The sequence below is a fragment of the Herbaspirillum sp. Her3 genome (genome assembly GCF_057961275.1).
The window spans coordinates 4,689,295-4,703,024 of sequence record NZ_CM176328.1 but is presented as its reverse complement, the minus strand read 5'-3'; the positions used below and the strand labels follow the sequence as shown (position 1 = coordinate 4,703,024).

At 62.9% G+C, this 13,730-nt stretch carries 12 protein-coding genes; 10 read left to right on the top strand and 2 right to left on the bottom strand.

The genetic code is table 11. From position 1 onward, the window contains the following. The first annotated feature begins 29 nt into the window (after nt 1-29). The 3 genes from ACVC5H_RS21440 to ACVC5H_RS21430 all read left to right on the top strand — a co-directional run bounded on the left by ACVC5H_RS21440 (nt 30) and on the right by ACVC5H_RS21430 (nt 3,449). Nucleotides 30-1,364 (top strand): DUF3100 domain-containing protein, encoded by a 1,335-nt coding sequence (locus ACVC5H_RS21440; RefSeq protein WP_489619750.1) that lies wholly within the window; start codon nt 30-32, stop codon nt 1,362-1,364. Nucleotides 1,365-1,516: 152 nt separating this feature from the next. Further along, nucleotides 1,517-3,022 carry a DASS family sodium-coupled anion symporter gene (locus ACVC5H_RS21435; protein ID WP_489619749.1) on the top strand — a complete coding sequence of 502 codons (1,506 nt, stop codon included), beginning with the start codon at nt 1,517-1,519 and terminating at the stop codon, nt 3,020-3,022. A 118-nt stretch (nt 3,023-3,140) separates the two neighbouring features. Then, nucleotides 3,141-3,449, top strand: coding sequence for a HigA family addiction module antitoxin (locus ACVC5H_RS21430; RefSeq protein ID WP_489619748.1), 309 nt, complete (start codon nt 3,141-3,143; stop codon nt 3,447-3,449). An 82-nt stretch (nt 3,450-3,531) separates the two neighbouring features. On the opposite strand, the gene adhP is transcribed toward ACVC5H_RS21430, so the two are convergent. Both adhP and ACVC5H_RS21420 read right to left on the bottom strand, forming a co-directional pair. Next, nucleotides 3,532-4,557: an alcohol dehydrogenase AdhP gene (adhP, locus tag ACVC5H_RS21425; protein WP_489619747.1), complete on the bottom strand. Its 1,026-nt coding sequence runs from the start codon at nt 4,555-4,557 to the stop codon at nt 3,532-3,534. 314 nt (nt 4,558-4,871) lie between these two features. Beyond that, on the bottom strand, nt 4,872-5,630 hold the full coding sequence (locus ACVC5H_RS21420; RefSeq protein WP_489619746.1) for a DeoR/GlpR family DNA-binding transcription regulator: 759 nt from the start codon (nt 5,628-5,630) through the stop codon (nt 4,872-4,874). Between the two features lie 331 nt (nt 5,631-5,961). Between ACVC5H_RS21420 and glpD the strand changes: the two genes are divergently transcribed. From glpD to ACVC5H_RS21385, 7 genes are all read left to right on the top strand, one after another. Beyond that, the gene (gene glpD / locus ACVC5H_RS21415) at nt 5,962-7,503 is read left to right on the top strand and encodes a glycerol-3-phosphate dehydrogenase (protein WP_489619745.1); all 1,542 of its coding nucleotides are present in this window, start codon (nt 5,962-5,964) and stop codon (nt 7,501-7,503) included. Between the two features lie 50 nt (nt 7,504-7,553). Next, on the top strand, nt 7,554-8,654 hold the full coding sequence (locus ACVC5H_RS21410) for an ABC transporter ATP-binding protein (RefSeq protein ID WP_489619744.1): 1,101 nt from the start codon (nt 7,554-7,556) through the stop codon (nt 8,652-8,654). A gap of 1 nt (nt 8,655) precedes the next feature. Next, the gene (locus ACVC5H_RS21405) at nt 8,656-9,744 is read left to right on the top strand and encodes an ABC transporter ATP-binding protein (protein ID WP_489619743.1); all 1,089 of its coding nucleotides are present in this window, start codon (nt 8,656-8,658) and stop codon (nt 9,742-9,744) included. A gap of 3 nt (nt 9,745-9,747) precedes the next feature. Then, nucleotides 9,748-10,638, top strand: a complete 891-nt coding sequence (locus ACVC5H_RS21400) for a carbohydrate ABC transporter permease (protein WP_489619742.1) — start codon at nt 9,748-9,750, stop codon at nt 10,636-10,638. Then, on the top strand, nt 10,631-11,449 hold the full coding sequence (locus ACVC5H_RS21395) for a carbohydrate ABC transporter permease (protein ID WP_489619741.1): 819 nt from the start codon (nt 10,631-10,633) through the stop codon (nt 11,447-11,449). Before ACVC5H_RS21400 ends, ACVC5H_RS21395 begins: the two co-directional genes overlap by 8 nt. A 2-nt stretch (nt 11,450-11,451) precedes the next feature. Then, nucleotides 11,452-11,736 carry a DUF2160 domain-containing protein gene (locus ACVC5H_RS21390; protein ID WP_489619740.1) on the top strand — a complete coding sequence of 95 codons (285 nt, stop codon included), beginning with the start codon at nt 11,452-11,454 and terminating at the stop codon, nt 11,734-11,736. A 107-nt stretch (nt 11,737-11,843) separates the two neighbouring features. Next, on the top strand, nt 11,844-13,592 hold the full coding sequence (locus ACVC5H_RS21385) for an ABC transporter substrate-binding protein (protein WP_489619739.1): 1,749 nt from the start codon (nt 11,844-11,846) through the stop codon (nt 13,590-13,592). Nucleotides 13,593-13,730 lie beyond the last annotated feature (138 nt).

Sequence of the window (13,730 nt, the reverse complement as noted above, 5' to 3'; positions counted from 1 at the left end):
GGTGGCCGTCGCCACGAGGGAGAAGCAAGATGCAAGCAAGCTATGCCAGTCATGTCGCGCCACCACAGGGAGAGCGTAGCCGCTTCCCCTTCCTGAAGCTCTACTTCCTGACCGCCATCGTGATGCTGCTGGCCGACTGGATCGGTTCGGTCACGTTCAACGTGGGTCCGGGCAAGGTGGTGCTCCTGCCCATGGTGTGGGCCATCCTCATGGGCGGCGTGCTGGGGCTGCTGCACAAGTCCATGCCGGCGCCGCTGCGGCTGGATACGTCCCTGCAATTCCGCGCGGCCTCGGTGCTGCAGCCGGCGCTGCTGCTGTTCATCGCCAAGCTGGGCGTGATGGTGGGCAGTTCGCTGCCCAAGCTGGCTGCTGCCGGCTGGGCGCTGGCTTTCCAGGAGCTGGGGCATTTCGTCGGCACCATCCTGATCGGCCTGCCGCTGGCGCTGTTGCTGGGCATCAAGCGCGAAGCCATCGGTGCCACCTTCTCGGTAGGGCGCGAACCCAGCCTGGCCATCATCGGCGAGCGCTATGGCATGGATTCTCCCGAGGGGCGCGGCGTGCTGGCCGAGTACCTGACCGGCACCCTGTTCGGCGCCGTGTTCATCGCCATCCTGGCGGGCTTCCTGGCCAGCCTCAACATCTTCCATCCGTATGCACTGGCCATGGGGGCGGGCGTGGGTTCGGGCAGCATGATGGCGGCGGCGGCCGGCGCCGTGGCGGCCCAGCAGACTGCCGACGTGGCCAAGGACGTGATGACCTTTGCGGCGGCCAGCAACCTCATCACCACCACGCTGGGTACCTACTTCACGCTCTTCATCTCGCTGCCGCTGGCGGTGTATGGCTATCGCGTGCTGGAACCCATCCTCGGGCGCACCACGCGCGCTTCCACCGAGCAGAGCCAGGTCAGCGCCAGCGACCATGCCGAAGCGCCGGAGCTGAACCCGCTGCAGAAGTGGGGCGCCTGGGGTGTGGCGGCGGTACTGACCCTGGTGAGCGACTGGATTCTCTATGGCAGCAAGCCCATCGAGACCTTGCCCGGCATGCTGGTGATCCTGGCGGCGGTGGCGGTGGGTGACGTGCTGTGCCGCCTGACGGGGCGCAAGGTACCGGCGGTGTGCTGGGTTTCCGTCGTGGCCATGGCCCTGACCTCGCCGATCTGTCCGTGGGCGCCGCAGCTGGTGGCGCTGACCGGCAAGATCAATTTCCTGTCGGTGACGCCGGTCATGCTGACCTTCGCCGGCCTGTCGCTGGCCAAGGATATTCCGGCCTTCCGTCGCCTTGGCTGGCGCATCGTGCTGGTGTCCTTCGCCGCCAATGCCGGCACCTTCATCGGTGCCACGCTGGTGGCCGAGATCTTCCATTGAGCGCCAATAAAACTGCACTTTGCTGGCCCAGATCAAAACATCGGCAATGAGCGCGACTGCGCGCTGACCCGGCTGACTATACTGGCGCAAGGATGGCCGTACGGCAACAGGCTGTGCGGCCATCTTGCTTTCATAGTCTTCAGGATGATGCGATGTTCAATCAACTCAAAGCCACCTTCAAGTATTTCAACGACGCTGTTCCCTTCAAGCTGGTGCCGGCCCTGATTGCCACGGCGGTACTGATCCTGCTGCTGCTCACCCCCTGTCCGGCCGGCCTGGAGCCCAAGGCCTGGGCGCTGGTGGCGATCTTCCTCACCACCATCGTGGCCATCATTCTGAAGGTCATGCCCATCGGCGTGATGGCGATGATGGCCATCGTCATCGTCTCGCTCTCGCAGGTGACGTCTACCTCATCCAAGGGGGCGATTGCCGATGCGTTGGCCAGTTTTTCCAATCCGCTGATCTGGCTCATCGTGGTGGCCATCCTGATTTCGCGCGGGCTGAAGAAGACCGGGCTGGGTCGGCGTGTCGGGCTGATGTTCATCGCGCTGCTGGGCAAGCGCACGGTCGGTATCGGCTATGGCCTGGCCATCTGTGAACTGGTGCTGGCACCCTTCACGCCCAGCAATACGGCGCGCGGTGGCGGCATCGTCCATCCCATCATGAAGTCGATTGCCAATGCCTTCGATTCCGATCCGGCCAAGGGCACGCAGAACAAGGTCGGCACCTACCTGGCGCTGGTCAACTATCACGCCAATCCGATCACCTCGGCCATGTTCCTCACGGCCACCGCGCCCAATCCGCTGGTGGTCAATTACGTGGCCAAGGCCACCGGGCATGCGCTGCAATTGTCCTGGACCACCTGGGCGCTGTGCATGCTGCTGCCGGGTCTGGTGTGCCTGCTCATCATGCCGCTGGTGATCTACCTGCTCTCGCTGCCGGAACTGAAGTCCACTCCCAATGCGGTCGATTACGCCCGCAGCGAACTGGACAAGATGGGCAAGCTCGGCGCCAGCGAAAAGGTCATGCTGGGCACCTTCGCCCTGTTGCTGCTGCTGTGGGCCAATGTCCCGGCCATGCTGCTGGGGGCGGCCTTTACGCTCGATCCGACGGTGGTCGCTTTCGTGGGGCTGTTCGTGCTCATCATCACCGGCACCATCGATTGGGATGACGTGCTCTCGGAGAAGAGTGCCTGGGATACCCTGGTCTGGTTCGGTGCGCTGGTGATGCTGGCCGAGCAGTTGAACAAGACCGGCGTCATCGCCTGGTTCTCCGAAGGCATGAAGGCCGCCATCATTGCCAGCGGCATGGGGTGGACGGCTGCGGCAGCGGTGCTGCTGATGGTATTCGTGCTGTCGCATTACTTCTTTGCCAGTACCACGGCGCACGTCAGCGCGATGATGCTGGCCTTCCTCACCGTGGGCGCGCAACTGCTGCCGCCGCAGTACGTAGTCCCCTTCATGCTGATGATGACCGCCGGTTCCGGCGTGATGATGACGCTGACCCATTACGCTACCGGTACCTCGCCGATCATCTTCGGCAGCGGCTATGTGTCCATGGGCAAGTGGTGGGGCGTGGGCTTCGTGATGGCGGTGGTGGAGCTGCTGGTGTTTGCGACGGTGGGGATGGTGTGGTGGAAGGTGTTGGGGTATTGGTAGAAAGGTGACGTTCTCGAAGCGGAGCAACATTGCGGCTGTTGTTGGTGGTGCGGCTTCGCTTCGTGATCGGGCTGGGCCAGAATGCAGCTTCCATCGTCACCTCAGCGAGGTCTGCATCATGCGAGAAATTGGTTCTGTATCGCCAGGCGAATTGCTTAAGCGGGAGTTCCTGAAACCCATGGGCATTACTCAATACCGCCTGGCAAAGGAAATCGGCGTCTCGCAGTTGCGCATCAGTGAGATCGTCAACGGCAAGCGCGCCATCACGGCAGAGTCTGATTTGCGGCTGGCGCGCTTCTTCGGTGTATCCGATGGCTATTGGCTGCGCGCTCAGGTTGCGCATGACACCGAGGTGGCGCGCGAAAAGATGCGCGATGTGCTGGCGGGCATCAAACAATGGCAGCCCAAGGAATCCACCCCTGCCTGAAAGTGAAACGCAGTCAATGAAAATGGCGGCTTCCACAAGGAGCCGCCATTTTTCATACTGCTGATCTGATTGCTTCGGACGCTTACTTCAGATCCAGCACAATGCGCCCATCAATCTTGCCCTCTTCCATGCGCGCAAAGATGGCATTGATGTTGTCCAGCTTGTCCCAGGTGAAGTGGGCCGCGACCTTGCCTTCGGCGGCGAAGACCAGCGACTCTTCCAGATCCTGGCGGGTGCCGACGATGGAGCCGCGCACTGTGATGCGCTTCAAGACCGTGTTGAACACCGGCAGGCTGATGTCACCCGGCGGCAGGCCGACCAGGGCCATGGTGCCGCGTGCGCGCAGGAAGCCGAAGGCCTGTTCCATCGCCTTGGGTGACACCGCCGTCACCAGCGCACCATGCGCACCACCGATGATGCGCTGGACCTCGGCCACCGCATTGTGGTCGCGGCCATCGACGGTGAGGTCCGCACCCAGCTTCTTGGCCAGGGCCAGCTTGTCTTCGTGGATGTCGGCGGCGACCACGTGCATGCCCATGGCCTTGGCATACTGCACGGCCATGTGGCCCAGGCCGCCGATGCCGGAGATGACCACCCATTCACCGGGACGTACCTCGGTTTCCTTCAAGCCCTTGTAGACGGTCACGCCGGCGCACAGCACCGGGGCGGCGGGGCCGAATTCCAGCGCGTCGGGCAGGCGGCCGACGAAGTTGGGATCGGCCAGGCCGTATTCGGCAAAGCTGCCGTTGACCGAATAGCCGGTGTTCTGTTGTTCGGCACACAGGGTTTCCCAGCCGGTACGGCAGGGCGAGCAGCAGCCGCAGGCAGTGTGCAGCCAGGGCACGCCGACGCGGTCGCCTTCCTTGACGTGCTTGACGCCCGCACCGAGCGCGGCGACGTAGCCGGTGCCTTCGTGGCCGGGAATGAACGGGGGCGTGGGTTTGACGGGCCAGTCGCCATGGGCCGCGTGCAGGTCGGTATGGCACACGCCGCTGGCTTCGAACTTGACCAGGATCTGGCCCGGACCCGGCGTCGGGACGGGCACTTGTTCGATGGACAGGGGCTTGCCGAATTCGCGGACGACGGCCGCTTTCATCATTTGCGTCATATGCACTCCTCGGGGGGATCAACGGGATGCAAGGGCAGGGCGGCGCGCTTGTGCAGAAATGGCGGCCTGTTGTTCCTGCCTGCAAATGCCACTATCCTCCGCACCCGCAATGACGACAATCGATGATTGCGCATGGATTGATCCATGTCGCCCATCGTTGAAAAACTCGAGGGCGCGGTCGCGCTGTTGCCATCCGCTGATCACACTTCGCAGCGCCTTCGATACGGCCCTGACGGGCCTGCTCAGTCCGAACGGGGGGAGTGGCGCAGATGACTTCCCTTGCGCTGGCGTCAGGTCCCGTCAGCCTGCGCTTCTTACTTTGCGATCACCACCTCCACATCCGTCTCCGCCAGTAGCGCAGCCAGTTCAGGCGGCGGCGGGGCATCGGTGAAGAGCACGTCGATCTGCGACAGGTGCGCCATCTTCACCAGCGCCTGCCGGCCGAACTTGCTGGCGTCGGCCACCAGCCAGACCTGGCGCGATTGTTCGATGATGGTCTGGGCCACCTTGACCTCGCGCGCATCGAAGTCGCGCAGTACGCCATCCATCTCGATGCTGGAGATGCCGATGATGCCGATGTCCACCTTGAACTGCCGGATGAAATCGATGGTGGCCTCGCCCACGATGCCGCGGTCCCGCGCGCGCACCACGCCACCGGCAATGATGACCTCCAGCGCCGGATTGCTGGCCAGCGAGGTCGCCACGTTCAGGTTGTTGGTGACCACGTGCAGGTTCTTGTGCTGCTGCAGGGCGCGCGCCACCTCTTCGGTGGTGGTGCCCAGGTTCAGGATCAGCGAACAGCCGTCCGGCACCCGCGCGGCCACCGTGCGGCCGATGCGGCGCTTGGCGTCCGCATGCATGACCTGGCGCTCGGGATAGGCAATGTTCTCGGTCGAGGACAGCAGGCTGACGCCGCCGTGATAGCGCGCCAGCAAACTCGCATCGACCATGGCCTTGACGTCGCGGCGGACGGTCTGGGTGGTCACGTTCAGTTGCTGGGCCAGCTCTTCCACGGAAATGGTGCCGTGCTTGCGGACGCATTCCAGCAGCGTCTGTTGCCTGGGATTGAGCATGGAGGTGGTGGGAATCCGTTGATTTTTGGAAAACACTTTGGGCGCTATATGAACATTAAAAAACATAAACGAACACAAAACAACAAATAATTGTTGATTTACTTTCGGGATGTCGCTTATCTTACGGTGCACTGACAACTCTAGGGAAAGTCCGCGCGGCGTAGCAGGTGATGCGCACCAATACACCGGCATCGCTGGCAGCAATACGGTTCTTTCCTTGGCGCAATACAGTCTGAAACCGGCAGCAACACGGTAGCAATACAGCCTCACTACAGTGAGCAATACAGTTTCAACACAGTTTCATTACGGAACAAACACGGAGAAGCGGCGAATGACGCTCGAATATGATCTCTTGGTGGTAGGCGGCGGCATCAACGGCGCGGGCATCGCGCGCGATGCGGCCGGCCGTGGCCTGCGGGTGCTGCTGTGCGAACAGCATGACCTGGCCCAGCATACCTCCTCGGCCAGCACCAAGCTCATCCATGGCGGCCTGCGCTACCTCGAGTACTACGAATTCAAGCTGGTGCGCAAGGCACTGCAGGAACGCGAAGTGCTGCTGCGCTCGGCACCGCACATCATCTGGCCGCTGCGCTTCGTCATGCCGCACGACGCCAGCCAGCGCCCGGCCTGGATGATCCGCGCCGGCCTGTTCATGTACGACCACCTGGCCAAACGCGAGATCCTGCCGCCCTCCGAAGGGGCCAACCTGAGCCGCCACGCCGCTGGCCAGCCGCTCAAGGGCGACTACCGCAAGGGGTTCGTCTATTCCGATGGCTGGGTCGATGATGCACGCCTGGTGGTGTTGAATGCGATGGACGCGCAAGAACACGGCGCCCGCATCCTCACCCGCACCAAGTGCATCAGCGCCCGCCGCGAAGGCGACCTCTGGCACGCGGTGCTGGAACATCAGCATGCCAGCGGCGTGCAGCAGGAAGAAGTGCGCGCCCGCGCCATCGTCAACGCCGCCGGACCCTGGGCTGCGCGCTTTGCGCAGGCGGTGCCGCAGGCCAAGACCGGACGCAGCCTGCGCCTGATCAAGGGCAGCCACATCGTGGTCAAGCGCCTGTTCGATCACCCTTACGCCTACATCTTCCAGAACCCGGACAAGCGCATCATCTTCGCCATCCCCTACCAGGAAGAATTCACCTTGATCGGTACCACCGATCTCGAATACCACGGCGATGCCGGCAAGGTCGAGATCGATGCGCAGGAGATCGAGTATCTCTGCGAGATGGCCAACCGTTATTTCAAGCGCCAGATCAGCCAGGCCGACGTGGTGTGGACCTACTCGGGCGTGCGTCCCTTGCTGGACGACAGTGCCGAGAATGCCTCGGCCATCACGCGCGACTACCTGCTCGAATGCGACGATGCCGGCGCGCCCATGCTCAACGTCTGGGGCGGCAAGATCACCACCTACCGCAAGCTGGCCGAAGAAGCGCTGTCCATGCTGGCCCCGCACCTCGGTGCATCGAGCCAGCCGTGGACGGCCGGTGCGCCGCTGCCCGGCGGCGACCTGGAGCAGCCCGGCAAGATGGTGGCACGCTACGACTTCGATGCCTGGCTGCGCAAGTTCCAGGCGCGCCATCCGTGGCTGCCGGCTGAGCTTGCCCATCGCTATGCGCGAAGCTATGGTTCGCGCGTGGAGCAGATCATCGGCCAGGCCGACAGCCTGGCCGCGCTGGGAGAAGAACTGACACCGGGCCTCTATGAGGCCGAAGCGCGCTATCTGGTGCAACACGAATGGGCGCGCGGCGCGGACGACATCCTGTGGCGCAGGAGCAAGCTGGGCCTGCACTGCGGGCCGCAGCACAGAGGACGATTGGAGGCGTGGCTGGCCAGTGTGCCGGACCCCGCCGTCCCGGTCCCCCACTGAGCCAGGTCGTCGCACACCATCAATCAAAAAAAATGTAGCGAGGAGACAGCGTGACCCTGGAACTGAAACAAGTGGCCAAGACGGTGGGTGCCGAAACGCACCTGTACCCGCTTGACCTGAACCTTGCCAAAGGCGGCATCAATGTCCTGCTGGGGCCGACCCAGGCGGGCAAGACGTCGCTCATGCGCATCATCGCCGGGCTCGACAAGCCCACCGCAGGACGCGTGCTGGTCGATGGCCAGGACGTGACCGGGGTGGGCGTGCGCGAGCGCAACCTGGCGATGGTGTACCAGCAATTCATCAACTATCCCGGCCTGACGGTGTTCGAGAACATCGCCGCGCCGCTGCGCCTGCAGAAGCAGCCCGGGCAGACCATCACCCAGCGCGTCAACGAGATCGCCGAGAAGCTGCACATCGCCCATCTGCTGCAACGCCTGCCGCTGGAACTGTCCGGCGGCCAGCAGCAGCGCTGCGCACTGGCACGCGCGCTCATCAAGCGTGCGCCGCTGGTGCTGCTGGATGAACCGCTGGTCAACCTCGACTACAAGCTGCGCGAAGAATTGCGCAGCGAACTCATTTCTCTCTTTGCCACCGGCGACACCACCGTGGTCTATGCCACCACCGAGCCGCAGGAAGCACTGCTGCTGGGCGGGCACACCGCCGTGATGCACGAGGGCCGCCTGCTGCAGTTCGCGCCTACGCTGGAACTGTTCAACAGTCCGGCCTCCACGCAGGTGGCCGCGATCTTCAATGATCCGCCGATGAACCTGCTGGACGCCACGGCGATCTCCTCGGCCCATGGCGTGGCGGCGATCCGCATGAACGACGGTAGCGTGCTGGAAATCGCCGGACGCCCGCTGGCCTTGTCCGAAGGCCAGTCCTGCAAGCTGGGCATCCGCTGCAACGACGTGCGCCTGGAAGCGCTCACCGCACCCGGCGTGAGCCTGGGATGCAGCGTGGCCCTGGCCGAACTCTCCGGTTCCGAAACCTACCTGCACCTGCGCCATGGCGACGTCCCGCTGGTGGCGCAGCTGTCGGGCGTGCATGAAGTGGCCATCGGCAGCACGGTGCAGGTGAGCATCGCCGCCGCCAAGGCTTTCCTGTTCGATACACAAGGGCGCCTGTTGAGCGCTCCGCTGGAGACTCGCTGACATGGCCCGCATCGAATTCAAGAACCTGGGCCACGCCTACGGCAGCAACCCGTCCAGCCTCAAGGACTACGCCCTGCAACCCATGAACATGGTGTGGGAAGACGGTGGCGCCTACGCCTTGCTCGGTCCCTCGGGCTGCGGCAAGTCCACGCTGCTCAATATCATTTCCGGCCTGCTGCAGCCCTCCGAAGGGCAGGTGCTCTTCGATGGCCGCGACATGACCCGCATGGCCACGCGCGAGCGCAACATCGCCCAGGTGTTCCAGTTCCCGGTGCTGTACGACACCATGAGCGTGTTCGACAACCTGGCCTTCCCCTTGCGCAACCGCAAGATGCCCGAGCGCGAAGTGCAGGCGCGGGTGCGCGAGATCGCCGAGATGCTCGATCTCACCCGCGACCTCAAGCAGCGCGCCGCCGGCCTGTCGGCCGACGCCAAGCAAAAGATTTCGCTGGGCCGGGGCCTGGTGCGAAAGGACGTGGCGGCGATCCTCTTCGATGAACCGCTGACGGTGATCGATCCCCACATGAAGTGGGAGCTGCGCCAGAAGTTGAAGGAAATCCATCATCAGTTGAAGCTCACCCTCATCTACGTCACCCACGACCAGGTGGAAGCGCTGACCTTCGCCGATGAAGTGGTGGTGATGACCGAGGGCAAGGTGGTGCAGCAGGGCAAGCCCGAGGCCTTGTTCCTGCGTCCCGATCACACCTTCGTCGGCTATTTCATCGGCAGCCCCGGCATGAACTTCTGCCCGGTGCGCGTGGAAGGCGATGCGGTCCTGCTGGGCCAGCAGCGCGTGCAGGTCGAGGCCACCCAATTGCAGGCGCTCAAGAACAGCAACGGTGAACTGAAGCTGGGCATCCGTCCCGAATTCGTCGAACTGGCCGCGCCCGGCACGGCCGGCGCGGTCAGCGCCGAGATCACCCAGGTGCAGCACCTGGGCACCAGCCAGCTGGTGACGGCGCAGTGCGAGGGCGTGAGCGTGAAGGCGCGCGTGGCGCCCGAGATGAAGATCGCCACCGGTCCGCACTGGCTGCGGCTGGCCAAGCCCGAGACGATCTACTTCAGCAACGACCAGAGAATAGGACGCTAAGCCATGAACAAGCCCTACAACAACAAGGCCTGGTTCTTCATCCTCCCGGTCTTCCTGACGGTGGCCTTCTCGGCCATCATTCCGCTGATGACGGTGGTCAACTATTCGGTGCAGGACATCATCAGCCCCGAGCAGAAAGTCTTCGTGGGCCTGGACTGGTTCCGCGAGGTCATGCGCGATGGCGAGCTGCATGCGGCCCTGCTGCGCCAGCTGATCTTTTCCTTCTGCGTGCTGCTGGTACAGATTCCGCTGGGCATCGGCCTGGCGCTGGCCATGCCCCACAAGGGCTGGAAATCCTCGGCCACGCTGGTGATCCTGGCCATGCCGCTGCTGATTCCCTGGAACGTGGTCGGCACCATCTGGCAGATCTTCGGCCGTGCCGACATCGGCCTGGGCGGCTACCTGCTCAACCTGCTGGGCATCGACTACAACTATGCCTCCAATCCGGCCGACGCCTGGCTGACCGTGCTGGTGATGGACGTCTGGCACTGGACGCCACTGGTGGCGCTGCTGGCCTTCGCCGGGCTGCGCTCGATTCCCGATGCCTATTACCAGGCGGCGCAGATCGATGGCGCCAGCCGCTGGGCGGTGTTCCGTTTCATCCAGCTGCCCAAGATGCGCGGCGTGCTGGTGATCGCGGTGCTGCTGCGCTTCATGGACAGCTTCATGATCTACACCGAGCCCTTCGTGCTCACCGGTGGCGGCCCTGGCAACTCGACCACCTTCCTGAGCCAGTACCTCACGCAGAAAGCCGTGGGCCAGTTCGACCTCGGACCGGCGGCCGCCTTCTCGCTGATCTACTTCCTCATCATCCTGCTGTTGTCCTTCGTGCTCTACAACTGGATGCAGAGCGCCGGCAACAATGCCAATGCTTCGGGTGGCCAACATGAATAAGACTCAAGACAAGACCTTTACCCGCCTGCTGGTGATGCTGGTCTACATCGCCTTCACGCTGGTGCCGCTGTACTGGCTGCTCAACACCTCGCTCAAGACCAACGAGGAAACGCTCTCGGTCTTCACGCTGTGGCCGAACGCGCCCACGCTGGACAACTACAAGGTGATCTTCACCGATCCCTCGTGGTATTCGGGTTACATCAACTCCATCATCTACGTGGCCATGAACACGGTCATGTCGCTGCTGGTGGCCTTGCCGGCCGCCTATGCCTTCTCGCGCTACCGCTTCCTGGGCGACAAGCACATGTTCTTCTGGCTGCTGACCAACCGCATGACGCCGCCCGCAGTGTTCCTGCTGCCGTTCTTCCAGCTCTATTCCACCATCGGCCTGTCGGACACGCACATCGCGGTGGCGCTGGCGCACATGCTCTTCAACGTGCCGCTGGCGGTGTGGATCCTGGAAGGCTTCATGTCGGGCGTGCCGCGCGAGATCGACGAGACGGCCTACATTGATGGCTTCTCCTTCCCGCGTTTCTTCCTGCGCATCTTCCTGCCGCTGATCAAATCGGGTGTGGGCGTGACGGCCTTCTTCTGCTTCATGTTCAGCTGGGTGGAGCTGCTGCTGGCCCGTACGCTCACCTCGGTCAATGCCAAGCCGATCAGCGCCATCATGACCCGTACCGCTTCGGCGGCGGGGATGGACTGGGGCATCCTGGCAGCGGCCGGCGTGTTGACGATTGTTCCGGGAGCGTTGGTGATCTGGTTCGTGCGCAACCACATCGCCAAGGGCTTCGCGATGGGGAGAGTGTGATCATGGGAAATGCATTGTCGTGGATGTCGTGGACGCCACCGGTGGCGATCTTTTTCGTGTGCGTGGTGCTGATGCTGGTGGGCATGACGGTGTGGGAAATCCGTTCGCCGACCATTGAGCGCAAGGGTTTCTTGCCCATGCGCACCACCCGGGGTGACCGGCTGTTCATCGGTCTCTTGACCGCGGCCTACATCAACCTGGCCTGGGTCGGGCTGACCGATATGGATCAGTGGTATGCCGCCGCGCTGGGTTTGCTGGCGCTGGTGCTGGTCATGCGCAAGGGTTAAGTTTTTAGTGTTGAAGCAGCAGGCAACAGATCTGTAATCACAATGGACGTCCGGGGATTCTCCTTCCCTACCCGGCACGCCAATTCAGGGGAAGGTGACGAGGAGACATGATGCAGAACATGCGGAAAATCAAACTGACCGTGCTGGTCGCCGCCATGGCCATGGCCGGGGTGGCCGGTAATGCCTGGGCCGACATCAAGGCGGCCGAAAAATGGGTGGATGCGGAGTTCCAGCCCAGCACGCTCTCGCGTCCGCAACAGGTCAGCGAGATGCAATGGTTCATCGACGCCGCCGCCAAGCTCAAGGCCAAGGGCGTCAAGGAAATCCACGTGGTCTCGGAGACCCTGGATACGCACGCCTACGAGTCCAAGACCCTGGCCAAGGCCTTCGAGGAAATCACCGGCATCAAGGTCATCCACGACGTGATCCAGGAAGGCGACGTGGTGGAAAAGATGCAGACCTCGCTGCAATCGGGCAAGTCCATCTATGACGGCTGGGTCAACGATTCCGACCTGATCGGTACCCACTACCGCAATGGCCAGACCGTGGTGCTGACCGACTACATGGCCGGCCCCGGCAAGGAATACACCAACCCCGGCCTGGACCTGAAGGACTTCATCGGCACCAGCTTCACCACCGCGCCCGACGGCAAGCTCTACCAGTTGCCCGACCAGCAGTTCGCCAACCTGTACTGGTTCCGTGCCGACTGGTTCGCGCGCAAGGACCTGCAGGACAAGTTCAAGGCCAAGTACGGCTATGAACTGGGCGTGCCGCAGAACTGGTCGGCCTACGAAGACATCGCGGCCTTCTTCACCAATGACGTGAAGGAGCTCGATGGCAAGAAGATCTATGGTCACATGGACTACGGCAAGAAGGACCCCTCGCTGGGCTGGCGTTTCACCGATGCCTGGCTGTCCATGGCCGGTGCCGCCGACAAGGGTCTGCCCAACGGCTTGCCGGTTGATGAGTGGGGTATCCGCGTGGCCGACGACAAGTGCACCCCGGTGGGCGCTTCGGTCTCGCGCGGTGGTGCTACCAACTCGCCGGCTGCCGTCTACGCCCTGACCAAGTACCTGGACTGGATGAAGAAGTACGCCCCGCCTGAAGCGCTGGGCATGACCTTCTCCGAAGCCGGCCCGGTGCCCTCGCAAGGCCACATCGCGCAGCAGATCTTCTGGTACAGCGCCTTCACCGCCAGCATGACCAAGCAGGGCCTGCCGGTGGTCAACGCCGACGGTTCGCCCAAGTGGCGCATGGCGCCCGGCCCGCATGGCCCGTACTGGAAGGATGGCATGCAGAACGGTTACCAGGACGTCGGTTCGTGGACCTTCCTGAAGAGCACCCCGCCGGACCAGATGGCCGCCGCCTGGCTGTATGCGCAGTTCACGACCTCCAAGACCGTCTCGCTGAAGAAGTCCATCGTCGGCGTGACCTTCATTCGTGACTCCGATATCCGTTCCGACTACTTCACCAAGAACGCCGCCAAGTACGGTGGCCTGATCGAGTTCTACCGCAGCCCGGCACGGGTGGCGTGGACGCCGACCGGGACCAACGTGCCTGACTATCCGAAGATGGCGCAGCTGTGGTGGAAGAACATCTCCTCGGCCATCTCCGGCGAGAAGACCCCGCAAGGTGCAATGGACAACCTGGCCGAAGAGATGGACGGTATCATGGCCCGCCTGCAGCGCGCCGGCATGAAGCAGTGCGCACCCAAGCTGAACCCGAAGAAGGACCCGGCCACCTGGCTCTCCGACAAGGGCGCACCGTGGGCCAAGCTGGCCAATGAAAAGCCCAAGGGCGAGACCATCCCCTATGACAAGCTGTTGCAGGCCTGGAAGGATGGCCGCGTACGCTGATGTGCTCTGACTGGCATCGTGTTTGAAAAGGCGCCATTCCGGCGGTGTCGGGATGGCGTTTTCGTGCTTCGGGTTGTATTTTTTTGTTAGTTTTCCGGTTGTAAAAATTTAGTCTTTCCGTTTTCAAACCTTAGTTTT

Excerpts from the sequence above, each read along its gene's own strand:
- ACVC5H_RS21440 (WP_489619750.1), top strand. The coding sequence starts at position 30 with ATGCAAGCAAGCTATGCCAGTCATGTCGCGCCACCACAGGGAGAGCGT.
- ACVC5H_RS21435 (WP_489619749.1), top strand. The coding sequence starts at position 1,517 with ATGTTCAATCAACTCAAAGCCACCTTCAAGTATTTCAACGACGCTGTT.
- ACVC5H_RS21430 (WP_489619748.1), top strand. The coding sequence starts at position 3,141 with ATGCGAGAAATTGGTTCTGTATCGCCAGGCGAATTGCTTAAGCGGGAG.
- adhP (WP_489619747.1), bottom strand. The coding sequence starts at position 4,557 with ATGACGCAAATGATGAAAGCGGCCGTCGTCCGCGAATTCGGCAAGCCC.
- ACVC5H_RS21420 (WP_489619746.1), bottom strand. The coding sequence starts at position 5,630 with ATGCTCAATCCCAGGCAACAGACGCTGCTGGAATGCGTCCGCAAGCAC.
- glpD (WP_489619745.1), top strand. The coding sequence starts at position 5,962 with ATGACGCTCGAATATGATCTCTTGGTGGTAGGCGGCGGCATCAACGGC.
- ACVC5H_RS21405 (WP_489619743.1), top strand. The coding sequence starts at position 8,656 with ATGGCCCGCATCGAATTCAAGAACCTGGGCCACGCCTACGGCAGCAAC.
- ACVC5H_RS21400 (WP_489619742.1), top strand. The coding sequence starts at position 9,748 with ATGAACAAGCCCTACAACAACAAGGCCTGGTTCTTCATCCTCCCGGTC.
- ACVC5H_RS21395 (WP_489619741.1), top strand. The coding sequence starts at position 10,631 with ATGAATAAGACTCAAGACAAGACCTTTACCCGCCTGCTGGTGATGCTG.
- ACVC5H_RS21390 (WP_489619740.1), top strand. The coding sequence starts at position 11,452 with ATGGGAAATGCATTGTCGTGGATGTCGTGGACGCCACCGGTGGCGATC.
- ACVC5H_RS21385 (WP_489619739.1), top strand. The coding sequence starts at position 11,844 with ATGATGCAGAACATGCGGAAAATCAAACTGACCGTGCTGGTCGCCGCC.